The following is a 25199-nucleotide window of genomic DNA, read 5'->3' as shown; positions in this document are numbered from 1 at the left end:
ACGCCAGGAACGACCGACGCCCTACGGCGCGGCGGGCGCCGCCGGAGCGGCCGGACCCGCCCCCTTCGGCTCGTCCCCACCCAGCGGCAGCACCCGGAGCACCTCCGCCACGGCCTTCGCGGCCTCCTGGACCGCGGCGCCGGTCACGTCGCCCGTGCGCTCCACGAGCTTCGAGGTGTTCGGCGCCTTGTCCTGGATGTCGGCCGCGAGGTCCTCGGCGCCCAGGTCGAGGCCGCTGCCCAGGGCCTTGCCGGCGTCCTGGGTCGCGGAGGCGACGTCGTCGAGCGACGGGCGCCGGGACGCCGCGTCGGTCGAGGCCTGGTCGGTGGCGGCCTGCTGGGAGCTCTCGGGGGTGCGCGGGGACGCGGCCCCTGCGCCGGGCTCCGGCGTGCGGGCGCCGGGGCCGCCGCGGGGCGGTGTCGCGGTGCCGGCGCCGGTCCGCGCGGTGGCGGGTGGGGCGGCGGCGCCGCCGGCGAGGGTCGTCGCGCCCGTGGGGCTGCGGTCGTCCGGGGCCAGGGCGCCCGAGACGCTCAGGACGACCTCGGAGCCCAGGCCGGTCGTGCGCCCCGGCACCTCGGCGAGGCGGACCTCGGCGTGACCGTCGTCGTCATGGCCGGGGTCGCCGGGCCAGGCGCTGAAGGCGACGGAGCCCGCGACCGTCGCGCCCGCGACGGCCACGGCGGCGACGAGCGACCCGGTCGAGCCCAGGCTGGCGACCACCGCCGAGCGCAGCCCGCCCGCGTCCCTCCTCCGTGGTGTCCGTCGTACGCGCATCCCCCGTGCCGAGCACGCCATCCCCACGCGTGCGTCCGCACGGAGGTGTGTACCAGGTCACGCCCGGTTTGTCGCACCTCAGATCTCAGGCAGGTGCAGGGCGTCCGCGTGCCGGAAGCGCCGCGTCGCGGCGGATCCCGCCGCGCCGCTGGGCCACCGCCAGCCACGCGAGGCCGACCAGCAGCAGCACGAGGCTCTCGACCTGGGCGACGGTGAGCCCGAGGACGTCCTCGTCGTTGCGGCGCAGGAACTCGACGAGGAAGCGCTCCGTGCCGGCCAGCACGAGGTAGCAGGCGAAGAGCAGCCCGGGCTTGAGCGCGTCGCGCCCCCGCCACAGCGCCCAGGCGGCGAGGCCCATCGCGAGCGTCTCGTAGATCGGCGTCGGGTGGACCGGGACGTCCGTCGCCACCGTGCCGTTCGGGTAGGCCATCGCCCACGGCCCGTCCCACGGCTTGCCGTAGTCGCCGTCGCCGGAGACCTGGCAGCCGACGCGGCCGATCGCGTAGCCCAGCGCCAGCGGCACCGCGGCGATGTCGAGCAGCACGAGGTCGGCCCGGAAGCGCCGCCAGGCCCAGACCAGGACGCCGAGCGCGCCGCCGATCGCCCCGCCGTACCAGACCAGGCCCGAGCCGCTGAAGAGCGACCCGAGCAGGTCGTCCTTCGTCTCGTCCCAGTGCTGGGCGACGTAGTACAGGCGCGAGCCGACGAGGCCGCCGACGAGGGCGGCGAAGACCATCTCGTAGGCGAGGTCCGCCCGCGCGCCGAGCTCCTTGAAGCGCCGCGACAGGATCATCCCGGCGGCCAGGAACCCCACCGCGAAGCAGATCCCGAAGGTCTGCAGGGTCAGCGGGCCGAGCTCGATCTCCGGCTGCACGCCGCCGGACCCTAGAGGTCTGCGTCATGGGGTGGTCGCGCCCGAGGTGGCGCGCGGCCTAGAGGTACCCCATCGGGTTCACGGGCGACCCGTTCACGCGCACCTCGAAGTGCAGGTGCGCGCCGAAGGAGTGGCCGGTGTTCCCGACGTAGCCGATGACCTGCCCCTTCGAGACGTTCGCGCCCTGCGAGGTCCCGAAGCGCGACTGGTGCGCGTAGCAGGTGGCCAGCGAGGCGGAGTGCGCCACGCAGGTGAAGAGGCCGTAGCCGCCCGAGGCGCCGATGCCCTGCATGAGCACGACCTTCCCGGAGTCCGCCGCGCGGATCGGCGTGCCCTCCGGCGCGGCGATGTCCAGGCCGGCGTGCATGTGGCCCGGGCGCGCCTCGCCGAACACGCCGGTGATCGAGCCGTTGACCGGCCAGACCATCGAGCCGCTGCCCCGGCGCACCGGGCCCGCCGGCAGGCCGGCGCCGCCCTGCACGGCGCGCAGCTTCGCGGCCGCGGCGGCCGACGCCTTCTCGAGGCTCTCGAGGTCCTCCTCGAGCTCGTGGCGGTCGCCGCGGACCTTCGTCAGCGCCTGGCGCTTGTCGCTGCGGGTGCTCGCGTAGCCCACGCGCGTGTCGATGAGGTCCTGCTTGACGGCGTTGACCTCGTTGCGGCGCGCGAGCACGATCGCGGCGAGGCGCTGCTGGCGGCGCTCGAGGCGGTCGAGCTTCGCGGCCGTCGCGGTGGCGTCGGCCTTCGCGAGCCTCACCGCGTCGATGACCTTCTGGTCCTGCTCGCGGATGCGCTCGAGGAACTCGGTGCGCTCGAGGAGGTCGGCGAAGCCCTTGGCGTTGAGGACGACGGTCACCAGGTCCGGGCGGTCGGACTGGTAGAGCTCGAGCAGGCGGTCGGCGAGGACCACACGCGCGTGGGCGAGCTTCTCGCGCAGGCGGGTGAGCCGGCGGCGCTCGGCGCGCAGGTCGGCCTGGGTGGCCTCGAGCTGGGCGCGCTTGCGGTCGAGGTCGGACTGGATGCGCGACTCGCGCTCGCGCAGCCCGCCGATGCGGCGCTCGAGGCGGCCGATGCGGGCCGAGTAGCCGGCGATCTCCGAGCTGAGGACCTTCTCCGTGCCCTTCTTGCGGCCGATCTGGCCGCGCTTGGTCTCGATCTTCTTCTGGAGCGACGACAGGCGGGCCTGCTGCCCCGACGACAGGACCGGGAGGGCGGCCCACAGCAGGAGCGGCAGCACCACCGCCGCCACGAGCAGGCGCAGGCGCATCCGGCGCGGCACTGTAGGTCCCTTCGGAGCCGAACATCGCAAGGGAGGTTGCAGACGCGGGCACGACGCGCGGCGCGGCAGAATGGGTGCATGGCGCGTCCCACGTCGTTCCGTCGCGACTCCGGTCTCCAGGCCCGGATGCTGCTGACGATGTTCCTGCTCGGCCTGGTCTACGTCGTCTTCGTCGGGATCTTCGTGGCGGCTGGTGCGGGCGCCGTGACGATGCTCGTCATCTTCGGCGCCTTCGCGCTGGTCCAGCTCTTCTTCGCGGACAAGATCGGCCTGCGGGCGATGGGCGCCCACGAGGTCTCCCCCCAGGAGGCCCCGGAGCTGCACGCGATGATCGAGCGCCTCTGCATCCAGGCCGACATCCCCAAGCCGAAGGTCGCCGTCGCCCACACCTCGATGCCCAACGCCTTCGCGATGGGCCGCTCCCAGAAGCACGCGACGGTGTGCGTGACGACCGGGATCATGGAGCTGCTGCCGGCCGCCGAGCTCGAGGGCGTCATCGCCCACGAGCTGACCCACATCGTCAACCGCGACGTGGCGATCATGACCTTCGCGTCGTTCTTCGCCTCGGTCGCCGCGATGATCGCCCAGAACGGCTTCCTGTTCGGCGGCTTCGGCGGCCACAGCGACGACGACGACAGCCCGAGCTTCCTCGTCATCCTGCTCGTGTCGATCGCGGTCTACGCCGTGAGCTTCGTCCTCATGCAGGCGCTGTCGCGCTACCGCGAGTTCGCGGCCGACCGCGGCGCCGCGCAGATCACCGGCCGGCCGATGGCGCTGGCCAGCGCGCTGCGGCGGATCTCGAGCGGCATGGACCGCATCCCCCAGCAGGACCTGCGCGCCGCCGGCGAGCTGCAGGCGTTCTTCATCTTCCCGGCGCTGCGCAAGGGCTCCATCTCGGGCCTCTTCGCCACGCACCCGCCGATGGAGAAGCGCATCGAGGCGCTGTCGCGGCTCGAGGCGCAGATGCACGGGGCCGCGTAGTGGGGTTCCTCGACGCGCTGCTGGGCCGCGGCAAGCAGCCGAAGGTCGCGACGGCCGACCGGCTGTTCGCGATGACGACGTGCGGCATCACCCTCGAGACCGCGCACGCCATCACCACGCGCGGGAAGGCGGCCATCGTCTTCCAGCCGCTGGCCACGGGGGACTTCAGGGCGATCGTGGCCGACGTCGAGTCGGTCCTGCGCGGGACCGGCGAGGAGACCGGGTCCACGATCACCACCACCGACGACGACTTCGGCTACCGGTGGATGGTCGTCGAGGACCCCGACCTCGAGGACCTCGTCGTCGGCCTCAACGCGGTGGCGGGCTCGCTCGAGACCAGCGGCTACGGCGACCGCGTCCTGTGCGCGGTCTTCGCCTTCCAGGACGACGCCGGCAAGGCCGTCTACTTCATCTACAACTTCAAGCGCGGGTCCTGGTACCCGTTCGTGCCCGCCGGCGGTGCGCAGCAGCGCGACAACGAGCGCGAGCTGCAGCTCAAGGCCGTGCTCGGGACCGAGCTGCCCTTCGAGGAGCAGCTCGAGCGCTGGTTCCCCCTCTGGGGCATCCCGATCTAGGCCGTGCTCGTCCTGCCCGAGGCCGGCGGCGGCGCGGTCTGCGTCGGGCAGGCCGCCCACGCGTGGACCTGCGGCCAGATGGCCCGGGCCTGGGCGTGGCCGCTGGACCGGCCCGAGCCCGCCGCCCTCGCGGCCCAGCAGCACGACGCGGGCATGGCCGAGTGGGACCTGCGCCCGTTGCGCGACGACGAGACGGGCCTGCCCGTCGCGTTCACCGCGATGCCGGTCGACGTCCACGTGGGGCTGTGGGAGCAGGCGCCGGCGAAGGTCCTGTCGCAGTCGACCTACGCCGCGATGGGCCTGGCGCTGCACGGGGCGCGGCTGCTCGCGCGGCGCAAGGACGAGCACGCGCGCGAGGTGGCGCGCGGGCTCGAGGCCCTGGCGGCGCAGCTCGGCGGCCGCTGTGGCGCCGACGCGGCCGAGCGCGAGCGGCTGCGCGCGCTCATCGGCCTCTGGGACGACCTCTCGCTCTGCCTGCTCGTCGGCTGGGCGCTCGACGACCACCCGGTCCCCGGTCCCGGCGGCGTCACCGTGGTGCCGGCGCTCGTGCGCGACGACCTCGGCGTGGCGTCGGTGCGTCCTTGGCCGTTCGCCGAGGACGAGCTCGTGGTGAGCTGCGAGGGCCGGCGGCTCGCCGGCCCCGCCGCGGACGCCGACGAGCTGGCGGACGCCCTCGCGTCCGCCGAGCTCGTCGAGCTGCGGTTCGTGCTGCGGCGCTAGACGGTGAAGCGGGCGACCAGCTCGTCGAGCTGGCGCGCCTGGGCGGCCAGGTCGTGGGTGCTGGCCACGACCTGCTGGGTCGAGGCGCTGGACTCCTCCGCGGAGGCCGAGACCTCCTCGGTGGCGGCGCTGGCCTCCTCGGCGACGGCGTGGACCTCGCGCGCGGAGTGCTCGATGCGCTCGATGCAGCTCGCCACGTCCCCGATGCTCCCGGCCAGGTCGGTGAAGCCCTGCTGGACCTCCTTGACCGTGGAGGACGCGGACTCGGCGAGGCTGCGGACCTCCTCGGCGACGACCGCGAAGCCGCGGCCGTGCTCGCCGGCGCGCGCCGCCTCGATCGCGGCGTTGAGCGCGAGGAGGTTCGTCTGGTCGGCGATGGCCGAGATGCGGGCGGCGAGCTCGACGCCCTCGCCCGCGGTGCGCTGGGCGTCGCCGGAGCGCCCGACGGCCTCCGCGGTGATCTGCTGGACCTGGACGACCGTCGCGACCTGGCGCTCGGCGCCGCCGGCCACGTCGGTGGACGCACGGGCGATCTCGTCGATGGCCACACCGGTCTGCTCCGCGGTGGCCGCCATCTCGCGGGCCGCGTCGCTGACCGCCGTCGAGGTGCGGCCGATCTCGCCGATCATGTCGGCGAGCGCACCGCGGGTGGCGTTGTAGCCGGTGAGGCCGGCCTGCGCGCGGGACAGCATGGTGTTGAAGGTCTCGCCGAGCGTGCCGAGCCGCAGGCCGGCATCCGTCTCGACGGGCGTCGTCACCGGGTCGGCCGGCACGGTGAGGTCGCCGCGGCTCATGGCCTCGAGGCCGGTGCCGAGCGCGACCAGGCAGTGGTCGCTCAAGCTCGTCATGCGGGCGCTCAGGTCGGTCAGCGTCGAGCGGTCGCCCAGCGCCGCACGCAGCTCCTCGCGCGAGGCGTTGTAGGCGCTGATCGCCTCCTGGGCCTTGGCGAGCATCGAGTTGAACACGGCGACGAGCTCGGCGACCGGGCCGGTGCAGTCGCCGGCGTCGACCGGCGTGGTCACCGGCGTGGTGGCGCGCGTCAGGTCGCCGGCCTCCATGGCCCGCAGGCCGCCGGCGAGGTCGGTGAGGCAGTGCTGGTCGAGGCTCGTCAGCTGGTCCACGACCTCGCGCAGCTTGGCCTCCGCGAGCGAGTCGGCGGTGGACGGGGCGGGTCCAGCGAACGTCGGGGTGATGCGCTTCATCGGTCCTTCCCGGGTTCTCGGGGGTGGTGGTCGGACCGGTCGGTCACCGTCCCCGCGCGGTTGACGTCGCCGTCGATGAACGGCGCCTCCTGACCGACGAACCGCTGGACCTGGCGCAGATCCACTCTCCACGGCGCCGCCGTGGCGCACCTGGGGCACGGGGATAGGGTCCGCGCCCATGGCCAAGGGCGCGCGGACCCGCCGGCGGATCCTCGACGCGGCCGCCGAGGCCTTCGCCGAGCGGGGGTACGCCGCGACGAGCCTCGCCGACGTCGCCGGGGCCGCGGGCATGCAGGCCGGCAGCCTGTACTTCCACTTCGCCGCGAAGGACGCGCTCGTGGAGGAGGTCCTCGCCGAGGCCCTGGAGCGCTCGCTCGAGCGCGTGCGCGCGGCGGTCGACGCGACCGCCGACGCGGGGCCGGCCGCCCGCCTCGACGCCGCGGTCCGCGCCCACCTGGACGCGTTGCGCGACCTGCGGGCCTACGCGGCCGCGGTCCTGGACCTCGTGGCCGAGGTCCCCCCCGAGGTGCGCCGCCGACACGCCGAGCGGCTGCGCCCCTACGCCGAGCTGTGGGCGGGCCTCGTCGCCGAGGCGCAGCGGGCGGGCCACCTGCCGCGCGACCCGGCCGCCCCGCTGCTCGTGGGCCTGCTGTGGGGCGCGCTCAACGCCAGCGCCCACCCGCGGTGGCCGCACGAGCCGCAGGCCACCGCGGACGCGCTCCTGGCGCTCGTGGGCCTCAGGCCGACCGACGGCGCGGCAGCACCTGGCGCATGAGCCCCTGGAGGTCGTAGGCGACGTCGAGCGCGCAGGCGCGGTCGTCGCGGAAGTCGAAGACCTCCACGCCCGTGAAGGCGAACGGCTTGCCGGTCCCCTCGATGCCGGGCGGGTCCATCCGGCCGCTGAACGTGCCGGTGCCCCGCCAGGTGAAGGCCGCTCGCGGCACGTCGGGCGCGAGCAGCGCCGGGCCGGTCTGCTCCCACACCAGGTCGGGGTAGGCGCCGACGACGAACGCCACGTAGCGGCAGGCCTCCTCCACCCCGCGCACCTCCCAGCCGTTGACCGCCGACGTCGGCGTCGTCAGCAGGAAGTCGTCGGTGACCAGCGGCCGGATGCGGTCGGGGTCGTGGGCGTTCCACGCGTCGAGCCAGCCCTGGTACCAGCGGCTGACGCGGTCGAGGTCGACGGGAGCGGCGGTGGTGGCCATGCCGAGAACCTAACTCCGATTAGATTCTGGTGCCACCATGTGCAGACACGCTGATCAGACACGTGTCCGATCGTCCTTGACGCCGTGTTCGGATTCTATGTACGGTCGCGTGCGATGGGTCTCGGGAGGACCGCACGGACGCCGCGGGGTGGACACGGAGGGCTGGGCGCATGAGCGCGGAGCCGACGGTGCCCCGTGGGTTCGAGGTGGCGGTGCCCGCGCCGCGCGCCCCGGCGCCGCGCCGGCTGCGCTCCCCCGGGGAGGGCCGCCTGTGGCACGTGCTCGAGGAGCTGGCGGGGATGGTCGACCTCGGCCTGCGCGCGATGCGCACCGCCGTCACCCCGCCGTACTCGTGGACGGGCGAGTTCCTGCGCGAGGCCTACCTCACGCTCGTGCGCTGCCTGATCCCCGTGACGATCTCGACGCTCGCCTTCGGCTTCGGCAACGCCGGCGTCCAGCCCAACAACCTGCTGAACATCTTCGGCTCGGTCGACCGGTCGGGCGCCTTCCTCGTCGCCGCGTCGGTCCGCGAGTTCGCGCCGTGGGTCAACGCGATGGTGCTCGCGGGCGTCGCCGGCACCGCCATCTGCGCCGACCTCGGCGCCCGCAAGGCCCGCGACGAGCTCGACGCGCTGGCGGTCATGGGCGTCGACGCGGTGCGGTCGCTGGTCGTCCCCCGCTTCCTGGCGCTGGGCGTCGTCACCGCCCTGATGAACATGGTCGCGGTCCTCAGCGGGATCCTCGGCGCCCTCTTCGCGACGGTCGTCGTCTTCCAGGAGCCGGCGGCCGGCTTCGTCTCGACCTTCACGTCGAACTTCAGCCTCCCCGACCTCCTGGGCAGCGCGATCAAGTGCAGCCTCTTCGGGTTCATCATCGCCGTCGTCTGCTGCTACAAGGGCATGACGGTGCGGGGCGGCCCCGAGGGCGTGGGGCGCGCGGTCAACCAGGCCGTCGTCATCGCCTTCGCCGGCATCTGGGTGGTCAACTTCATGTTCACCGCCCTCCTGCTCGGCGCGTTCCCCGAGACCGGCAACCTCCACTAGGCGCCCGCGGTGGAAGCAGCACGCATCCCGTCGCGCGACCGTGTGCCGGCGCTCACCCAGGGCGAGCCGTCGGTCGCCGGCCGCGCGGCCGAGGGCTGGCTCGGGCCGGTCCGGCGCACGGTGGACGGCGCGGGGGAGTTCGCCGTCTTCGTCCTGGCGGTGCTCCAGGGCTCGCGCGGGACATGGCGCTCCAGCGCGGAGGTCCTGCGCCAGGCGGGCATCTACATCACCGGCAGCGCCCTCGTGATCTGGGGCATGCAGTTCGTGATCGGCAGCACCGTCGGCACGGAGGCGGCCTACATCCTGCGCGGCTACGGGGCGCAGTCCTACTCCGGCGTCTTCACGGCCTGGGCGACGATCCGCGTCACCGCGCCGCTCATGTTCGGCTACATCCTCGCCGCGAAGGTCGGGTGCGGCCTGGTCGCCGAGATCGGGTCGATGCGCATCAACGACGAGATCGACGGCATGAAGACCATGGGCGTCGACCCGATGCGCTACCTCATCGCGACCCGGGTCGTCGCGGCGCTGCTGGCCTTCCCCTTCATCTACGCGATCGGGATCGGCTTCCAGTTCCTCGCGGAGTACCTGACGATCGTGGTGCAGATCGGCGAGATCTCCAGCGGCGCCTGGTCGTCGGTGCACTGGCAGTACCAGAACCCGCGCGACCTGATCTGCTCGATCGTCATCGCGATGGTGTTCGCGCTCACCATCGTCCTGGTCGGCCTCTTCTACGGCTACCGGGCCACCGGCGGACCGGCCGGCGTGGGCGCCGCGACCGCGCGCTCGATGGTGGTCAACCTCGTGCTCGTCCACGTCCTGGGCGCGCTCTTCGCGATGCTCTTCTGGGGCTTCACCCCCAACGCGCCGGTGGGCGGCTGACGGTGCGCCGGCTCCTGCTCGACCGCCCGTGGACCGTCGTCGCCGCCGTCGCGGTGGTCGCGGTCGCCTGGTGGGCGGTCGGGACCCGCACCCAGGACCACCACGTCCGCGTCGCCTTCGACGCCGCGGTGAACCTCGCGCCGGGCATGGACGTGCAGGCGGCGGGCGTCGACGTCGGCAAGGTCTCCGACGTCCGCTACGAGGACGGCCTCGCCCTCGTCGAGCTCGGCATCGACGACGACACGGTCTGGCCGCTGCGCGCCGGGACCATGGCCGCGATCCGCTGGGGCAGCACCGCCGGCAACGGCAACCGGCGCATCGAGCTCGAGCCCGGCCCCGACGGCGCGCCGGCCCTGCGCGACGGCAGCGTCATCGGCCGCGCCGACTCCTCCGAGCCCGTCGAGCTCGACGAGCTGCTCAACACCTTCCGCGCGCCGCAGCGGCGCGACCTGCGGCGGATGCTCGACGGCACCGGCCGGTCGCTGGACGCGGCGGCCGGCGCCGACCTCAACGCCGGCCTGGGCCGGCTGGACGACGCGATCCGGCCCACCGGCGCGGTCCTGCGCGACCTCGCCGACAGCCGCGAGAGCCTCAGCGGGCTGCTCAGCAGCGGGCGGCGCCTCACCACCGTCCTGGCCCAGCGGCGCGAGCAGGTCGCCGACCTCGTCGAGGTGGCGGCCAGGACCTTCGCCGTCTTCGCCGACCACACCGACGCGACGCGCCGCACGCTGGACGAGGTCCCGGGCGCCTTCCGCCAGGCGACGCGCACGCTGGGCCGCGTCGACCGCAGCCTCGACCCGCTCGAGGCCCTGCTGCGCGACCTCGACCCGGGGGTGCGCGAGCTGCCGAGCCTCGCCCGCGTCACCAACCCGGCGCTGGGCGACCTGCGCCGCGTGGCCCGCGACGGCGCGAAGCTCGCCGACGTCGCCCAGGACGCCGCGCCGCCCACGACCGAGCTGCTGCGCCGCCTGGTCCCGCTGAGCCGGACGCTCGAGCCGGTCGCCCGCCGCGGCCGTCCGATCGCGCGGTGCATCGCGCCCTTCGCGCCCGACCTCGCGAGCCTCGCGACGAACTGGGCCGGCTACACGCAGGGCTACGACAGCGAGGACCACTACGTCCGCGCCCGCCTGATGTTCGGCGCGTCGGTCTTCCAGGAGAACCCGATCGGCAGCGACCTGACCGACAAGCTCTCCGGGCTCACCTACAACGGCATCCCGGCGCCGGGCGCGCTGTCCGACCAGCCCCGGTACCTCCCCGAGTGCGGGTTGGACGCGGCCGCGGCCGACGCCAAGAACGACTGGGAGCGGCCGTGAGGGCGCCGGCGGTCCTCGGGGCGCTGCTCGTCGGCGTCGCCGTCCTCGCGGGCGTCCTGGCCCTCGGCGCCCGCGGCGACGACCCCTACGTCGTGAAGGCCCGCATCGCCGACGCGGAGGGCATCGGCAAGGACTACGTCGTGCGCGTCGACGGCGTGGAGGCCGGGCGCGTCGCCGACGTCGGCGTCTCGCGCGACGACGTCGCCTGGGTCGAGGTCGAGCTCGACGACGAGGCCGGGCGCATCGGACCCGACGCCCGCCTGTCGGCCAGGGCCGCGAACCTCCTCGGCGAGAAGTACCTCGACCTCCAGCCGGGCGACCGCCGCCGGCCCCAGCCGTCGGGCTCCTGGATCCCGCTCTCGCGCACGAGCTCCGAGGTCCAGCTCGACGACGTCTTCAACACGCTGGACGCCACCACGCGGATGCAGCTGCGCATCCTCGTCAACGAGGCCGGCCTCGGCCTCGCCCAGCGCGGCCAGGACCTCGGCGAGCTGCTGGAGCAGCTCCCGGGCACGCTGCGCGAGACGCGCGGCGTCCTGCGGCAGGTGGCCGGCGAGAACGCGGCGCTCGGCGAGCTCATCGAGCGCGGCGAGCGCGTCGTGACGCCGTCGGCGCGCAAGGCCCGCGACGTGTCTGCGCTCGTCACCGCGCTCCAGCGGCTGCTCGGCACCGCCGCCGCGCGGCGCGCCCAGCTGGCCGCGACGGTGCGCGAGGCGCCCGGCACGCTGGTGCAGCTGCGCTCGTCCCTGCGGCGCCTCTCCGCCACGGCGCAGGACCTCGGGCCGGCGGCCCGCCAGCTGCGCCGCGCGGCGCCCGAGCTGACCGACGTCCTCGGCGGCCTGCCCGCGTTCGCCCGGACGACGGGCCGCACGCTGGACACCGCGCGCGAGGTCGCGCCCGACCTGCGACGCCTGGGCCGTGACGCGCGGCCGGACGTGCGGCGGCTCACGTCGACCCTCGGCGACGTCGCCCGGTTCGGCGAGGACGCGCGGCCGACGGTCGAGAGCCTCGGCCGCGGGAAGGTCTTCTCCGGGGTCCTGCACGTCATGCAGAACTGGACGCGGGCCATCAACCAGAGCGACTCGCTGGGCCACTACTTCCGCCTGCGCGTCGTCGCCAGCCCGACGGTGGTGCGCGGCGTCATCTCCCAGCTGACGCCCCAGCCGACCAAGCGCCGCACGACGGCGAGGCGTCCCGCTCGCCCGGCGCGCCCGTCGCTGCCCGACGCGGTGCGGGACCTCCCCGAGGCGCCCGCGCGGCTGCCCGAGGCGGTCAAGCAGCTGCCCGACGCCGTCAAGCGCCTGCCCGAGGAGGTCCGCAAGACCGTCGAGCAGGTCCAGCGCGGGGCGCAGGACGGCCCGGTGCTGCCCGAGGTCCGCCGGCTCCTGGACTTCCTGCTCGGATGATCCGCCGCCGCCGCAGCCACGGCCCGCAGGGGCTCTCCCGCAGGCGCGTCCTGGTCCTGAGCCTGGGCACGCTCGTCGTCGCGGCCGCCTTCCTGTGGGCCGGGCTCAACGCGCCCAACTCCGTGCCCGGCCGCGAGTACCACACGGTCACCGCGCAGTTCCAGGACGCCGCCGGCCTGACGGCCCACACGCAGGTGCGCGTCGCCGGCCGCCTGGTGGGCCAGGTCCTCGACCCGCGCATCGAGGACGGCCGCGCGACCGCGGAGCTGCAGCTCGAGGCCGACCTCGAGCCGCTGCGGGCCGACGCCCGGCTGCGCGTGCGGCCCCGCAGCGCCGTCGGCACCCCCTACGTCGAGCTGTTCCCCGGCAGCGCCCGGGAGCCGCTCGGCGAGAACGAGGTGATCCCCGCGCAGCGCACGAGCGCCGCCGAGCCCGTGGACGCCGTCCTCTCCGCCCTCGACCGCCCGACGCGCGGCCGCGCCCAGCGCCTGCTGCGCGAGCTCGGCACCTCGGCCGCCGGCCGGGGCGAGGACCTCAACGCGACGCTCGCGCCGGCGCCGGCGATGGTCCGGGACCTCGGGCGCGCGATGCAGCCGCTCGCCGCCGACCCGCAGAGCGTGCCGCGCCTGCTCACCGCCGGCGCCCAGGTCGTCCGCGCCCTCGAGCCCCAGCGCTTCGCCGCGGCCGAGGGCTGGGGCCCCGGCAGCCGCGTGCTTGCCGCCCTGGACCAGCGCGCGGCCCTGCAGGCGGCCCTCGACGCGGCGCCGCGCGCCCTGCGCACCGCCCGCACCGGCCTGGCCCAGACCGACCCGCTGCTGCGGGCCGCCGAGCGCTTCGCCCGGCGCGCACAGCCGGTCCTGCGCGACGCGCCCGGCGCGCTGCGCAGCACCGACCGGATGATCGGCTCGGCCAACCGCCACGTCGAGGACCTGCGGCGCACCCTGCGCCTGGGCCGGGCGGCCACCGACCCGGCGCTGCGCCTGCTGCGCGCCACGCGCGACGTGCTGCCCCGCGTGTCGACCGCGACCGCCGCCCTGCGTCCGGTCGTCCTCGAGCTCGCCCCGCGGCGCTGCGACATGCTGCTGCTCACCGACAACTGGTCGTCCATGCTGTCCAACGGCGCCAACGGCCAGAACGTCCTGCGCCTCGCCGTCACGACGGCTGGCTTCAACAGCATCAGCGGCTTCGTCGACCCGAAGGCGACGCTGCCGGGCACCGCGCGCAACCCCTATCCCGCGCCGTGCCAGACGCCGAAGGACGCGGTGGCGCTGCCGTGAGCGCCGACGTCCTCGCCCGCCGCCGCCGGCGCGAGCACACCCGCCGCCGCCGGGCCGGCGTGGCGGCGCTGCTGCTGGGCGCCGTCGTCGTGGTCATCACGTTCTCGGGCGGCGTGCCGTTCCTGCGCGACCGTGGCCTGGTCGAGGTGCAGGCCCGCTTCACCGACGCCTCCAACGTGCGCTCCGGCCAGCCGGTGCGCGTGAAGGGCATCGACGTCGGCAAGGTCACGGAGGTCCGCGGCGAGCCCGGCGGGCGCATCGCCGTGGTGACGATGGCGCTGGAGCCCGCCGACCGCGACGCGCTGCGCGCCGACGCCCGGGCGATCGTCTGGTGGCGCACCCTGCTGGGACGCAACATGTACGTCGAGCTGGACCCCGGCACCGCGCCGGGGCCGCTGGGCGACCGCCCCATCAGCGAGCGGCGCACGATGCACCAGGTCGAGCTCGACCAGCTCCTCGACGCGTTCAGCGCCCAGGCGCGCCGCGGCGTCGGGCAGTCGCTGCGGGGCGTCGCCGACGCGTTCGCGGACCCCGAGGCCGTCGGCCGGGCGGCGCGGCCGCTCGCACCGGCACTGCGGGCCGTCCAGCGCGGGCTGCCGGGCCTGCGCGGCGAGCGTCCCGGCGACCTCGGCGAGACGATCGCCCAGACGCGGCGCGTGGCGGCGCAGCTCTCGCGCAGCGAGCGCGACCTCGCCGGGCTGGTCGACGGCGCCGGCACGACCCTCGGGGTCACCGCCGCGCGCGCCGCCGACCTCAGCCGGACGCTGCGCCTCGCCCCGGGCAGCCTCGGCACGGCGCGCCGCGAGCTCGCGCGCCTCGACGGCCTGCTCGACGTGCTCGACCCGCTCGTGGCCGACGTCCGCCCCCACGCCCGCGACGTGCGCCCGGCGGTCGTCGACCTGCGCGGCGCGCTGCGCGCCACGACGCCCCTCCTGGACCGGGCCCGGCCGCTCGTGCGCGACCTCGTCCCGGCGCTGCGCAACCTGCGGGCCAGCACGCGCGCGGGCCTGCCGCTCGTCCAGGACCTCCAGCCCGTCGCCGAGCGCCTGCGCGACCGCACGATCCCGTACCTCGAGAAGCCCGAGGCCGACACGAAGCGGCCGCTGTACACGCTGATCGGACCGCTGGCGTCCGAGATCGCCGACTCGACCTCCATCTTCGACGGCCAGGGCCACGCCATCAGCTTCGAGGGCGGCGTCAGCGGCCGGGCGCTCAGCGGCATCCTGCCCTGCACGGTCCTGCTGACCGACCCGAAGGAGCAGCTGACCTGCGAGAACCTCAACGTCCTCGCGGCGCAGCTGCTCGGGCAGAAGCCGCCGGTCCCCAACGGCGACGACAACCCGTCCGAGCAGCAGGGAGGTGGCGGCTGATGGCCGGCGCACGTGGTCGGCTGGCCCTCGAGCTGCGCCGGGCGCGCGGGCCGTTCGCCGTGCTCGCCGTCCTGGCCGTCTGCGCGGTCGCCATGACGGCGGCGCTCGTGTCCCAGCAGACCTTCCAGCGGCCGTGGGACGACTACGCGCAGGTGCGCGTCGCCTTCGACGACGCCAAGGGCGTGGTCGCCGGCCAGCAGGCCGTCCGGGTCGCCGGCGTCGAGGTCGGGCTCGTCAAGGCCGCGGAGCTCGAGGGCGGTCGCGCGGTCCTCGACCTCGCCATCGAGGAGCGCTATGCGCCGGTCTTCCGCAACGCGACCTTCCGGCTGCGTCCCAAGACGCCGCTGCAGGACATGTACGTCGAGATGTCGCGCGGCACGCCCGACGCCGGCGTCCTGGACGCCTCCCGCGTCGTCCCCGCCGCCCAGTCGGTCACGCCCGTCGACGTGTCCCGCGTGCTGCAGAGCTTCGACGCCGACGCGCGCACGCGGCTGCGCTCGCTGCTGACGCAGTTCGGCGCCGCGGCCGACGACGGCGGCGCCGCGCTGCGCCGCGGGTTCACCCAGCTCGGGCCGTTCCTCACGGCCGCGACCGACGTGGCCGACGCGCTCGCGGTCCGCAAGGCGCGCCTCAGGCGCCTCGTCTCCTCCTCGGGCGACCTGATGCGCGCGCTGGCCACCCGCGACGACCGCCTGCGCCGCCTGGTGACCGACGGCAACCGGGCGCTCGGCGCGCTCGCCGCCCACGACCGCGAGCTCTCGGCCACGCTCGGCCAGCTCCCCGGGACCGTCGCGGAGCTGCGCACCGCGCTCGCGCGGCTGGGCACGGCGCAGGACGACCTCGAGCCGGCGCTCACCGCGCTGCGCCCGGCCGCGCGCAGGCTCGGCGACGCGCTGGACGGCGTCCGGTCGCTGTCGGGCGACCTGCGCCCCGCCGCCGAGCGCCTGCGGCCCGCCGTGCAGGAGCTCGCCCGCCTGTCCTCCGTCCTGCCGCGCACCGGCGAGCGGCTGGACCGCGCCACCTCGGCCCTGCGCCCGCAGGTGGCCGACGTCGACCTCGCCACGCGCCAGCTCGCGGCGTGCGAGACGCCGTTCGCGCGCTTCATGTCCTGGACGCTGTCGGTCATCAAGTTCCGCGACGGCTACAGCTCGTACCCGCGCGGCTCGGTCTCGCTGGGCCTCGACTCCGTCAAGGGCAACGGGACCGGCGTCACGGGCCTCACCAAGTCCCCGAACTGCGACGACCAGGTCAAGCCGTGACGCCCTCGATGCCGCGCATGGCCCTCGCGCTGCTGGCCTTCGTGGCGGCCACGGGCGCGATCTTCCTCTTCCTCTTCGGCAAGACCGGCAGCAAGGTCCGGCTCGAGGCGCCCTACACCGTCTCGGTGGACGTCCCGACCGCGGTGACGCTGAGCCCGACGTCGAACGTGCGCGCCGCGGGCGTGACCATCGGCTCGGTCAAGGAGGTGCGTCCCCTGCCCGGCGGCACCGCGCGCATCACCTTCGAGGTCGACGACGCGCACGCGCCGCTGCCGCGCGAGAGCCGCTTCCTCGTGCGGACCAAGACGCTGCTCGGCGAGAACTACCTCAGCGTCGAGCCTGGCTCGAAGGCCGGGGGGACGATGCCCGACGGCGGCCGCTTCGCCCTGCGCCAGTCCGACGACGCGGTGCAGCTCGACGACGTCCTCTCGGTCCTCGACCGGCCGACGCGCCGGCGCCTGCAGCGCACGCTGCGCGGCAGCGCGCGCCTGGTCGACGGGCGCGGCGAGGACCTCAACCGGGCGCTCGGCGCGCTGGCGCCGACGGTCCGCGACGGCGGCGTCGTCGCCCGCACCCTGGCCACCCAGCGCGACGACGTCCACGCAGTGGTCGACCGCACGGGCACGCTGCTGGCGGCGATCGCCGACCGTGACCGGCAGCTCGGCGAGCTGGTCCGGGCCGGCAAGGGCGCCGCCGACGCGCTCGCGGCCCGCGACGGCCAGATCGCCGAGACCGTCCGCGCGCTGCCCGGCCTCCTGCGCCAGACCGAGGCCACGACCGCCCAGCTCGGGGGCTTCGCCCGGCGCTCGGCCGGGCGCGTCGACGCGGTGACGCGCGCGGCGGTCGCCCTGCGCCCGACGGTCCGCGACCTCGAGCCCGCGGCCGGGCAGGCCCGGCGGCTCTTCGACCGCGTCCCGCGCCTGGTGGAGGCGGCCGACCCGCTGCTGGCCCGCCTGCGCGACGTGTCGTCGGCCACGGCGCCGCTCATGGACGAGCTGGGCCCGCTGCTCGCGACGCTCAACCCGGCGCTGCAGCACCTGGGCCGCTACTCGCGCGAGTTCGGCTCCTTCTTCGCGAACGTCGGCGCTCCCAACAACGAGTACGACGCGCTCGGCGCGATCATCCGCGTCCACCCGCTGGTCGGCCCGGAGAACCTGGGACTGCTCGACGCGAAGAGCCGCGAGCTCTTCGACCGGGTGCTCGACGTGACCGGCGTCGGGCGCATCCGCAAGCTGCAGCGCAACCCGTTCCCCGAGCCCGGGACGATCGGCACGCCGCGGCCCTGGGACGGCAAGGTCCCGCGGATACCGTCCTCCGGGTGAGGTTCTGCCGGCTGGAGTTCACGCACCACCTCGGCGTGCCGGCGGGCACCTACCCCGCCGGGGACGCCGACGTGCTGCTGCTCGACGTCGTCGACGCGCCGGCGGCCCGGCTGGGGCGCCGGCGCGGCCCCGATCCGGCCCCCGTGCCGCTGCAGACCGCGACCCTGCTGCGCGACGGCGACGTGCTTGCGGGCGGGGCGGCCGGCGAGGCCGAGCGGGCGGCGCTCCAGGCCGCCGCGCTGGCGCACCTCAACGTCGCGATCCGCGCCGCGCGCTGTGCCGTCGGCGACCCCTACGCGCTGGAGGTGACCGCGGCCGACGCGCGCTCGGTGCGCTTCGGGACGGCCGCGTTCGAGGAGGTCCGGGACGGCCTCGTGCTCGGCGAGGCGGCGCCCGCCGCGCGCCCCCCGCGGCGCATCCGGGGTGCCGAGCGCACCGAGCAGGTCCGCATCAGCCAGGAGGTGGCCGGGGCGCTGCGCGGCGTCGTCGGGCCGCTCGAGGGCGAGGAGCTGGCCCTGCGCGTGCTGCTCGACCTCGAGCACGGGCGCCTGCGCGCCGCGCGCGGCGGGGCGCGGCTGGCGGTCGAGGTCCTGCGCGAGGAGCTCGGCGACGCGCGCCGCGCGCCGCCGACCACCGAGCTCGACGCCGGCGAGGTGGAGGCGATCGCCCGCCACGTGCTGGCCGCGGCCCGGGCGCATCGCGCGCAGCTGCTCGAGGCCGACCGTGCCGCGCGCGACTAGCGCGGCCGGGCGCACCGCGCGCCGCCTCGGGGGCGTGGCCTGCGCGGTGGCGGCGCTCGCGGTGGTCGTCGCGGCCGTGCTGGTGTCCGTGGCGCTCCTGCGGGGCTTCGGCGCGGTGGCGGTGCTCGTCGCGGTCCCGCTGACGGGGCTGTGGGCGATGCTCGCGACCCCGCTGCTCGCCCTGGCGGTCCGCGGCCTCGCCCCGCGCCTGGCCGAGGACGGGCCCCGGCGCCGCCGGGCGGCGACCGCCGCGGCACCACGCCGGTCGGCGGCCTGGGTCCCGCAGGCGTCGGGCCGCCACGGCCTCGGGCCGGTGGGCCTGGTGGCCGTCGGCGTCGCCGCGGTGGCGGCGAGCGTCGCGGTGACGCTCCTCGTCGGCTAGCCCTGGGTGGCGTCGCCGTCGCCGTCGAGGCCGGCGGCCTTCCAGACCGGCACGCGGCGCTTGGCGCCGGTGCGCGGCGGCGCGGGAGCGGGCGGCGCGGCGTCCGCGACGGGCTGGGCGGTCGCCGGGGGCTCCGGCGCGACCGCGCCGTACAGCGCCGAGGACCACATCCGGAAGAGGACGTCGACGGCGACCTCGTGGTCGGGGATGCGCGGGTCGCGCCCCGTGGAGGCGATGTAGAAGAGGCGCTCGGTGGCCCACACGAGCCCGCCGACGATCGGCCGGGGGTCCGGCCCGTCGGGCGCGGCACCCGCCGCGCGGTCGCGTTCGACCAGCTCGATGAACAGCTCGGTGAAGGAGTCGACGACGGTCGCCCACAGGTCGGCGATGTCGGGCTCGGTGGTCCAGTGCTCGGCGGCGCTGCGCGTGACCGCCTCGTGCTCCTTCCACACGGCCGCGGCGGCCACGAGGCTCTGGCGCAGGCGCTCGCGCACGTCGCCGTCGCCCTCGGCCACCCACGGCTGGACCGCGTTGAAGATGTCCTCCGCGGTGCGCGCGAGCAGCGCGCCGAGCACCGCGAACTTCGACGAGAAGTAGAAGTAGAACGTCGCCCGCGAGATCCCGGCCTCGCTGATGATGTTCGAGACGTAGAGGTCCTGGAGGGGGACGGTGTCGAGCAGGCGCTCGGCCGCGTTGAGGATGTTGGCCTCGACGTCGCTGCGCCGGTCGCGGTTGGGCCGCCGGCTGCTGGCGGCCTTCGCGGAGACCTCCGCCAGCCGCTCGAAGGGCGTCGTCGCCATGCAGGGACCCTACCGGATCGCGCGGGCGTCCAGACACGTGTCTAGATAGTCGGCCACGCTGGCCGGACGTCGTGTATGGTCGCGTGTATGGACGAGAGACAGGCGTTCCTCGGGACGTTCGCCGCGCGCTGGCTCGACGCGTGGAACTCCCACGAGACCGAGCGGGTCCTGGACCTGCTCAGCGACGACGTCGTCTGGGACGACCGCACGTTCTGGCCGGAGGTCCTCCACGGCAAGGACGCGGTGCGCGAGTACGTCGAGCGCATCTGGCAGGCCATGCCCGACGTGCAGTTCGAGGAGCGCGGACGCTTCTTCGACCCCGACGGCGAGCGGGCGATCTTCCTCTTCCGCCAGTGGGGCAGCGCGCCGGCGCGCTTCGCCGACCACCCGGGCTTCGACAGCCACGGCTGCGACATCTTCCTGGCCTTCGACGGCGACCGCCTCGCCCACTACCAGGCCGCCTACGACATGGTCGAGATGATGCGCCAGATGGAGCTCCTGCCCCCGCGGGAGGGCAAGGTCGGCGGGGCGTACTTCCTCTCGCTGCTGGGCGGGGTGGCGTCGTGAGCGCCTACACGGAGATCCACGCCGCCAAGCAGGACGGCGTCGGCACGATCACCTTCGACCGGCCCGACCGCCGCAACGCGCTGAGCCCGGAGCTCTTCGAGCAGCTCACCGACTGCCTGGCCGCCTGGCGCGAGGACGACGAGGTCACCGCGATCGTCGTCACGGGCGGCGACGACTGCTTCAGCGCGGGGCTCGACCTCCAGCTGCAGTCCGGCTTCACCGAGGAGACCCGCTTCCGCTACGGCGACCTCTGCCTCGCGGCCTACGGACAGCTGCTCGACCACCCCAAGCCGACGATCGCCGCGGTCGCCGGCCCGACCCTGGGCGGCGGGCTCGACATCGCCGTCTTCTGCGACGTGCGCATCGGCGCGCGGGGCGCCGTCCTGGGCTTCCCGCAGGTGCGCTTCGGCCTCACGCCGTACTTCTCGCCGCTGTGGAAGCTCGTCGGCCTCAGCCAGGCCAAGCTCCTGACGATGACGGGCCAGCGCATCGACGCCGAGGAGGCGCTGCGCATCGGCCTGCTCGACCGCCTCGTCGACGAGGGCCAGGCCGTGGCGGCCGCGACCGAGGTCGCGCGCCAGATCGCCGAGACCACGCTCAAGACCGCCGTCTTCAACAAGGAGCTCATGCTCCGCTCCCCCACGATGGACCCGATCAGCGCGCTCTCGTTCGAGACGAGCATGTACCGGGAGGTCATCTGGCACCCCGACGTCGCCGAGCGCCTCGAGGCCGCGTTCAGCGCGGTGTCGAAGTCGCGGGCGGGAGCGTGAGCGCGATGGGGTTCCTGAAGACGGCCGTCGAGCAGGGCGTCGGCGTCCTGCAGCTCGACGACCCCGAGCGGCGCAACGCGCTGGGCTGGGAGCTGCACGGCGAGCTGCTCGACGCGCTGCGGGCCTGGGAGGACGACGACGAGGTCGCCTGCGTGCTGCTGATCGGCAACGAGGAGTGGTTCTGCTCGGGCTGGGCGCTCGACGTCCTGGACGGGATCGCCGGCGAGGACCAGCGGCGCTTCACCGAGCTCGCCACGCGGCTCATGACGGCGATCTACGACTTCCGCAAGCCGACCGTCGCGGCGGTGGCGGGCGTCGCGCCGGGCTACGGGATGGACGTGGCGAACATGTGCGACGTCACGATCGCCTCGGAGAACGCGGCGTTCGCCTCCACGCAGGTCAAGCTCGGGATGAACGGCTTCTACGGCGGCCTGGCCCGCAAGGTCGGGCCGATGCGCGCACGCCGGCTGTTCTTCACGGGGGACCTCTTCGACGCCCGCGAGGCGCACCGCCTCGGCCTCGTGGACGAGGTCGTGCCGGTCGGACAGCTGCGCGAGCGCGCCTTCGAGGAGGCGCGGCGGATCGCGGAGATGGGCGCGGAGATGGCCGTCGTGCTCAAGGAGGTCGCGCTGCGGGCCCAGAACATGGACCACATCGGCGGGATCGCCTACGAGCTGCGCGTCACGCACGACCTGACCCAGCGGGCGGTCTTCCACGAGCGCACGCCCGACGGCCACCGGCGCCTGCGCGAGGGCCGCGACCGCGTCGCGACGAGCCGCGCCCTCGGGGAGCCTTCGGCGTGAGCGGGCTCTTCCCCGGCGCGCACGTCGCGCAGCGCGGTGACCGGCCGGCGGTGGTCATGGCGGGCACCGGCGAGACGTGGACGTACGCGGACCTCGACGGCTACGCCACCCGCTTCGCGCGGGTGCTGCGCGACCTCGGCGTCGGCGTCGGCGACCACGTCGCGCTGTGCCTGGAGAACCGCCTCGAGGTCGTCGGCGTCCAGTGGGGCGCCCACTACGCGGGCACGTTCTACACGCCGATCAGCACGCGCCTGGGCGCCGAGGAGCTCGGCTACGTCGTGCGCGACTGCGGCGCGAAGGTCCTCGTCGTCTCCGACGCGACCGCCGAGCGCGCGCTCGAGGGCGTCGCGGACCTCGACGGGCTCGCCGTCCTGACGGTCGGCGGCGAGCGCCCGGGCGCGCGGGCGCTGGACGACCTGCTCGCCGTCCAGGGCGGCGCGCCCCTGCCCGACGCGGTCGACGGCTCCGAGATGCTCTACAGCAGCGGCACGACCGGGCGACCGAAGGGCATCCGCCCGGCGCTGCCCGGGACGCCGCTGGGCACGACGAACATCCTCGCGCCGCTCCTGCAGGGCTTCTTCGCCTTCGACGCCGACAGCGTCTACCTGTCGCCGGCGCCGTACTACCACGCGTCCCCGTTCAAGTACTGCTTCACCGCGACGGGGATGGGCGCCACGGTCGTGCTCATGGAGCGCTTCGACGCCGAGGCGGCGCTGGCGGCGATCGAGCGCCACGCCATCACCCACAGCCAGTGGGTGCCGACGATGCTCCTGCGCATGCTGCGCCTGCCCGACGAGGTGAAGGCCCGCTACGACCTCTCGTCGCACCGCGTGGCGATCCACGCCGCGGCGCCGATGCCGGTCGAGGCCAAGCACGCGATGATCGACTGGTGGGGGCCGGTCCTCCACGAGTTCTACGCGTCGTCGGAGGCCATCGGCCTGTGCCACTGCACATCGCAGCAGTGGCTCGAGCGGCCGGGGACGGTCGGCCGGGCGATCATGGGCAAGCTCGAGATCCGCGACCCGGAGACCGGGACGCTGCTCGGTCCCGGCGAGGAGGGCCTCGTCTGCTTCGCCGAGGGCCGGCCGTTCGAGTACCACGGCGACGCCGAGGGGACCGCGGAGGCCTACACCGCGCCCGGCGTCGCGACGGTCGGCGACATCGGCCGCGTCGACGAGGACGGCTTCCTCTTCCTCACCGACCGGCGCTCCAACCTCATCATCACCGGCGGGGTCAACGTCTACCCGCAGGAGACCGAGGACGTCCTCGCCGTCCACCCGAAGGTGGCCGACGTGGCGGTCATCGGGGTGCCCAACGACGACTTCGGCGAGGAGGTCCGCGCCGTCGTGCAGGTCGCCGACGGCGTCGAGCCCTCCGACGAGCTCGCGGCCGAGCTCGTCGCCTACACGCGCGAGCGCCTGGCCGACGTGAAGTGCCCGCGGCAGGTGGACTTCCGCGACGACCTGCCGCGAGAGCCCAACGGCAAGCTGCTCAAGCGCAAGCTGCGCGACGCGTACTGGGCCGACCGGTCCTCGCGGCTGGTGTGACGCCGGTGAGGCGCGGCCGCTAGGCGAGCGTGAGTGGGGAGTTGCGCCCGCTATGCGAGCGCAAGTCCCCACTCACCGACGATGGTTCGTCAACTGCGGACCGGTTCGCAGTTGACGGCCCCACGCAACGCGACCCTGGACTTCGGGTCCTGGGAGGCCCTCAACCCCAGGGTCACGGTCGGTCGGCGCCGAACCACCCGCCCTGGCCGGCCGAACTCCCTCCCTCAGCGCAGATCAGGGCCTGCGCCGCACCCAGCCACCGCAAGGACGGAGCGCCCACGACGGCCCACGACGGCACTCACCCGACGGGGCCGCCGCGCGCACGCCAAGCGGAGCCGAGCCTACGAGCACCGGCCGGCTCCCCTCCGCCCGACCGGCGCGGCCGCTAGGCGGCCGCGCCCTCGGGCGGGTCGGGCACGAGGCCCTCGCCGCTGAAGTCCGCCCCGGCCTCGTCGAACGTGAGGTCGGCCGGGGGCAGGATCACGTCGGACGGGTGGAGGTCCTCGGCGTCGTGCGGCGTCGCCGTCGAGCGCACGAACTGCAGGAGCGCGTCGAAGCGCTCCTGGAAGCCGGCCCGGTCGCCGGACTCGACCGCCGCGACCACGGCGTCGTCGAGCTCGTCGAGCCGGCCGTGGTGCTCATCGGCCAGGTCGAACTGGCCCTCGCCGGCGATGCGGACGATCACGCAGCACCCCCGCCGGGCTGGCCCTCGCCGAGCTGCTTGGCCTCGCCGCCGCCCGAACCCGACCCGAGCTCCGCGCGCATCTTGGCCAGCTCGTCGTCGACGGCCGCGCCGCTCGTGAGCTGCGACAGCTCGCGGTCGATGTCGTCCTGGCCCGAGCCGAGCTGGGTGAGGTCCTCGAAGGTCCCCGCCTCCTCGAGCTCGGCGACGGCGTCGGCGCGCGCCTTCATCTGCTCGGTCTTGTCCATCGCGCGCTGCATGGCGAGGCCGACGTCGGCCATCTCCTCGCCCACGCCGGTGGCCGCCTCGGAGATCTTGACCTGCGCCTCCGCGGCGGAGTACTGGGCCTTGATGACCTCCTTCTTGGTCCGGAAGGCCTCGACCTTCGTGCGCAGCTTGGCCTCGGAGTCGGTCAGGCGCTGCTGCTGGGCCTCGAGCTCGGCGACCTGCGAGTCCAGCGACTGCAGCTCGGTCTGGGCCAGCTGCTTGCGCTCGAGCGCGGTGCGGGCGAGGTCCTCGCGGCCGGCGCTCAGCGCCTGGCGGGCCTGCGTGTCGAGCTTGACGACCGACTGCTCGAGCTTCTGGCTCTGCAGCTGCAGCCGCTTCTTCGCCGTGACGACGTCGGCGATGCCCTTCTTGACGCCCTGCAGCTGCTCCAGCTGCTTCTGGTAGCTGTAGTCGAGCGTCTCAGACGGATCCTCCGCCTTGTCGAGCATCTTCGAGATCTTGGCTTTGATGACGGTCGAGAACCGTCCGCCCATGCCGGCCATGCGTGCTCCTGGGTCGATCGCGGGGTGGTGCCCGCAGCCTACCCGGGCAGCGCCCGTGGACCCAGGGCCCTAGAGGCCGGGCGCGCGGCGGGCCTTGAAGCCCTTGGAGCTGCGCAGCGTCGGGCGCCAGCGCGGGCCCTTGGCGCCGCTGGGGTCGCCGGCCGCGCTCGTGTCCAGGCGCAGGCCCGCGATGACCACGTAGGCGTGGCCCGGGTTCGTGAAGACGGTGACCCACTGGCCCTTGCCCGAGCGGCCCCACTTCATGAAGGACGACGAGTCCAGCGGGGTGCCGCGGAGGATCGTGCCGCCCAGCAGCGCGTAGGAGACGGTGCCCGAGCAGTCGTAGCCGGCGTCCTCGACCTTGCCGTGCCCGCCGCCGTACTTGTACGGCTTGCCGATGATGCGGTTCGCGGCCCAGATCGCCGACTTGACCTGCGGCGGAGCGGCGTCCGGCGCGGCGGCCATCCCGTTGGGCAGCAGCTGGGCCTTCGTCCCGGGGACGGTGGCCGTCAGCGACGGGTCGTCCGGGCCGAAGATCGCGCCGCCGCCCGTGGACGGGGCGGGCGCGGCCGGAGCCGGCGTCTGCGCCTGCGCGGCGGAGGCGCAGACGGCGCTCGTCAGGAGCGCGGCGAGGATCGGCGAAGTGGTGCGGGCCCGCAAGT

Annotated in this window: 27 protein-coding genes; 18 read left to right on the top strand and 9 right to left on the bottom strand. The window is 75.0% G+C overall.

All coding sequences use genetic code 11. The features are described 5' to 3' along the window. Positions 1 to 21: 21 nt before the first annotated feature. The 3 genes from JUB12_RS21085 to JUB12_RS21075 all read right to left on the bottom strand — a co-directional run bounded on the left by JUB12_RS21085 (position 22) and on the right by JUB12_RS21075 (position 2912). Positions 22 to 720, bottom strand: coding sequence for a hypothetical protein (locus JUB12_RS21085; RefSeq protein WP_205697406.1), 699 nt, complete (start codon positions 718 to 720; stop codon positions 22 to 24). A gap of 139 nt (positions 721 to 859) precedes the next feature. Continuing rightward, a complete protein-coding gene (locus tag JUB12_RS21080; protein ID WP_205697405.1) occupies positions 860 to 1648 on the bottom strand; it encodes a prolipoprotein diacylglyceryl transferase in 789 nt (262 codons plus the stop codon). Between the two features lie 58 nt (positions 1649 to 1706). Next, positions 1707 to 2912: a murein hydrolase activator EnvC gene (locus tag JUB12_RS21075; RefSeq protein WP_205697404.1), complete on the bottom strand. Its 1206-nt coding sequence runs from the start codon at positions 2910 to 2912 to the stop codon at positions 1707 to 1709. 90 nt (positions 2913 to 3002) lie between these two features. Between JUB12_RS21075 and htpX the strand changes: the two genes are divergently transcribed. The 3 genes from htpX to JUB12_RS21060 are packed head-to-tail and all read left to right on the top strand — an operon-like array spanning position 3003 to position 5200. Continuing rightward, on the top strand, positions 3003 to 3905 hold the full coding sequence (htpX, locus tag JUB12_RS21070) for a zinc metalloprotease HtpX (protein ID WP_205697403.1): 903 nt from the start codon (positions 3003 to 3005) through the stop codon (positions 3903 to 3905). Continuing rightward, positions 3905 to 4480 carry a hypothetical protein gene (locus JUB12_RS21065; RefSeq protein ID WP_205697402.1) on the top strand — a complete coding sequence of 192 codons (576 nt, stop codon included), beginning with the start codon at positions 3905 to 3907 and terminating at the stop codon, positions 4478 to 4480. The genes htpX and JUB12_RS21065 overlap by 1 nt, the downstream gene beginning before the upstream one ends. A gap of 3 nt (positions 4481 to 4483) precedes the next feature. After that, complete coding sequence (locus JUB12_RS21060) at positions 4484 to 5200, top strand: DUF3891 family protein (protein WP_205697401.1); 717 nt, start codon at positions 4484 to 4486, stop codon at positions 5198 to 5200. On the opposite strand, the gene JUB12_RS22420 is transcribed toward JUB12_RS21060, so the two are convergent. Next, the gene (locus tag JUB12_RS22420) at positions 5197 to 5775 is read right to left on the bottom strand and encodes a methyl-accepting chemotaxis protein (protein WP_371822352.1); all 579 of its coding nucleotides are present in this window, start codon (positions 5773 to 5775) and stop codon (positions 5197 to 5199) included. The genes JUB12_RS21060 and JUB12_RS22420 overlap by 4 nt on opposite strands. A gap of 805 nt (positions 5776 to 6580) precedes the next feature. Between JUB12_RS22420 and JUB12_RS21050 the strand changes: the two genes are divergently transcribed. Further along, positions 6581 to 7177 (top strand): TetR family transcriptional regulator, encoded by a 597-nt coding sequence (locus JUB12_RS21050; protein WP_205697399.1) that lies wholly within the window; start codon positions 6581 to 6583, stop codon positions 7175 to 7177. Here the strand turns inward: JUB12_RS21050 and JUB12_RS21045 are convergent. Continuing rightward, positions 7140 to 7607 carry an ester cyclase gene (locus tag JUB12_RS21045; protein ID WP_205697398.1) on the bottom strand — a complete coding sequence of 156 codons (468 nt, stop codon included), beginning with the start codon at positions 7605 to 7607 and terminating at the stop codon, positions 7140 to 7142. The two genes, JUB12_RS21050 and JUB12_RS21045, sit on opposite strands and share 38 nt — an antisense overlap. Positions 7608 to 7777: 170 nt before the next feature. Between JUB12_RS21045 and JUB12_RS21040 the strand changes: the two genes are divergently transcribed. The 10 genes from JUB12_RS21040 to JUB12_RS20995 are packed head-to-tail and all read left to right on the top strand — an operon-like array spanning position 7778 to position 18598. Beyond that, positions 7778 to 8650 (top strand): ABC transporter permease, encoded by an 873-nt coding sequence (locus JUB12_RS21040; protein WP_241004344.1) that lies wholly within the window; start codon positions 7778 to 7780, stop codon positions 8648 to 8650. A 9-nt stretch (positions 8651 to 8659) separates the two neighbouring features. After that, on the top strand, positions 8660 to 9529 hold the full coding sequence (locus JUB12_RS21035) for an ABC transporter permease (protein ID WP_241004343.1): 870 nt from the start codon (positions 8660 to 8662) through the stop codon (positions 9527 to 9529). A 2-nt stretch (positions 9530 to 9531) separates the two neighbouring features. Next, positions 9532 to 10842, top strand: coding sequence for an MlaD family protein (locus tag JUB12_RS21030; protein ID WP_205697397.1), 1311 nt, complete (start codon positions 9532 to 9534; stop codon positions 10840 to 10842). Next, positions 10839 to 12248 (top strand): MlaD family protein, encoded by a 1410-nt coding sequence (locus tag JUB12_RS21025; RefSeq protein WP_205697396.1) that lies wholly within the window; start codon positions 10839 to 10841, stop codon positions 12246 to 12248. The genes JUB12_RS21030 and JUB12_RS21025 overlap by 4 nt, the downstream gene beginning before the upstream one ends. Continuing rightward, positions 12245 to 13525, top strand: a complete 1281-nt coding sequence (locus tag JUB12_RS21020) for an MlaD family protein (RefSeq protein WP_205697395.1) — start codon at positions 12245 to 12247, stop codon at positions 13523 to 13525. The genes JUB12_RS21025 and JUB12_RS21020 overlap by 4 nt, the downstream gene beginning before the upstream one ends. Continuing rightward, positions 13522 to 14895, top strand: coding sequence for an MlaD family protein (locus tag JUB12_RS21015; protein ID WP_205697394.1), 1374 nt, complete (start codon positions 13522 to 13524; stop codon positions 14893 to 14895). Before JUB12_RS21020 ends, JUB12_RS21015 begins: the two co-directional genes overlap by 4 nt. After that, complete coding sequence (locus tag JUB12_RS21010) at positions 14895 to 16154, top strand: MlaD family protein (protein ID WP_205697393.1); 1260 nt, start codon at positions 14895 to 14897, stop codon at positions 16152 to 16154. Before JUB12_RS21015 ends, JUB12_RS21010 begins: the two co-directional genes overlap by 1 nt. Continuing rightward, positions 16151 to 17476: an MlaD family protein gene (locus JUB12_RS21005; RefSeq protein ID WP_205697392.1), complete on the top strand. Its 1326-nt coding sequence runs from the start codon at positions 16151 to 16153 to the stop codon at positions 17474 to 17476. Before JUB12_RS21010 ends, JUB12_RS21005 begins: the two co-directional genes overlap by 4 nt. Continuing rightward, entirely contained in the window at positions 17473 to 18216 is a 744-nt protein-coding gene (locus tag JUB12_RS21000; RefSeq protein WP_205697391.1) for a hypothetical protein, read from the top strand. The genes JUB12_RS21005 and JUB12_RS21000 overlap by 4 nt, the downstream gene beginning before the upstream one ends. Next, a complete protein-coding gene (locus JUB12_RS20995) occupies positions 18200 to 18598 on the top strand; it encodes a hypothetical protein (protein ID WP_205697390.1) in 399 nt (132 codons plus the stop codon). Before JUB12_RS21000 ends, JUB12_RS20995 begins: the two co-directional genes overlap by 17 nt. Here JUB12_RS20995 and JUB12_RS20990 read toward each other — a convergent pair. Next, on the bottom strand, positions 18595 to 19398 hold the full coding sequence (locus tag JUB12_RS20990; protein WP_205697389.1) for a TetR/AcrR family transcriptional regulator: 804 nt from the start codon (positions 19396 to 19398) through the stop codon (positions 18595 to 18597). The two genes, JUB12_RS20995 and JUB12_RS20990, sit on opposite strands and share 4 nt — an antisense overlap. Positions 19399 to 19485: 87 nt before the next feature. Between JUB12_RS20990 and JUB12_RS20985 the strand changes: the two genes are divergently transcribed. Genes JUB12_RS20985 through JUB12_RS20970 form a run of 4 tightly spaced genes read left to right on the top strand, consistent with a single transcriptional unit; the run spans position 19486 to position 23085 of the window. Next, positions 19486 to 19965, top strand: a complete 480-nt coding sequence (locus JUB12_RS20985; protein ID WP_205697388.1) for a nuclear transport factor 2 family protein — start codon at positions 19486 to 19488, stop codon at positions 19963 to 19965. Then, positions 19962 to 20735, top strand: a complete 774-nt coding sequence (locus JUB12_RS20980) for an enoyl-CoA hydratase/isomerase family protein (protein ID WP_205697387.1) — start codon at positions 19962 to 19964, stop codon at positions 20733 to 20735. The genes JUB12_RS20985 and JUB12_RS20980 overlap by 4 nt, the downstream gene beginning before the upstream one ends. A 5-nt stretch (positions 20736 to 20740) precedes the next feature. Further along, on the top strand, positions 20741 to 21538 hold the full coding sequence (locus JUB12_RS20975; RefSeq protein ID WP_205697386.1) for an enoyl-CoA hydratase/isomerase family protein: 798 nt from the start codon (positions 20741 to 20743) through the stop codon (positions 21536 to 21538). Beyond that, on the top strand, positions 21535 to 23085 hold the full coding sequence (locus tag JUB12_RS20970) for an acyl-CoA synthetase (RefSeq protein ID WP_241004342.1): 1551 nt from the start codon (positions 21535 to 21537) through the stop codon (positions 23083 to 23085). The genes JUB12_RS20975 and JUB12_RS20970 overlap by 4 nt, the downstream gene beginning before the upstream one ends. Positions 23086 to 23470: 385 nt before the next feature. Here JUB12_RS20970 and JUB12_RS20965 read toward each other — a convergent pair whose 3' ends face one another. The 3 genes from JUB12_RS20965 to JUB12_RS20955 form a co-directional block, all read right to left on the bottom strand. Continuing rightward, the gene (locus JUB12_RS20965; protein ID WP_205697385.1) at positions 23471 to 23770 is read right to left on the bottom strand and encodes a hypothetical protein; all 300 of its coding nucleotides are present in this window, start codon (positions 23768 to 23770) and stop codon (positions 23471 to 23473) included. Next, positions 23767 to 24537 carry a PspA/IM30 family protein gene (locus tag JUB12_RS20960; RefSeq protein ID WP_205697384.1) on the bottom strand — a complete coding sequence of 257 codons (771 nt, stop codon included), beginning with the start codon at positions 24535 to 24537 and terminating at the stop codon, positions 23767 to 23769. Before JUB12_RS20960 ends, JUB12_RS20965 begins: the two co-directional genes overlap by 4 nt. A gap of 69 nt (positions 24538 to 24606) precedes the next feature. Further along, positions 24607 to 25197 carry a hypothetical protein gene (locus tag JUB12_RS20955; RefSeq protein ID WP_205697383.1) on the bottom strand — a complete coding sequence of 197 codons (591 nt, stop codon included), beginning with the start codon at positions 25195 to 25197 and terminating at the stop codon, positions 24607 to 24609. Positions 25198 to 25199 lie beyond the last annotated feature (2 nt).

The sequence above is a fragment of the Conexibacter sp. SYSU D00693 genome, assembly GCF_017084525.1.
Taxonomy (GTDB): domain Bacteria; phylum Actinomycetota; class Thermoleophilia; order Solirubrobacterales; family Solirubrobacteraceae; genus Baekduia.
The sequence above is the reverse complement of the archived record's forward strand: the minus strand, read 5'-3'. Positions and strand labels throughout refer to the sequence as shown.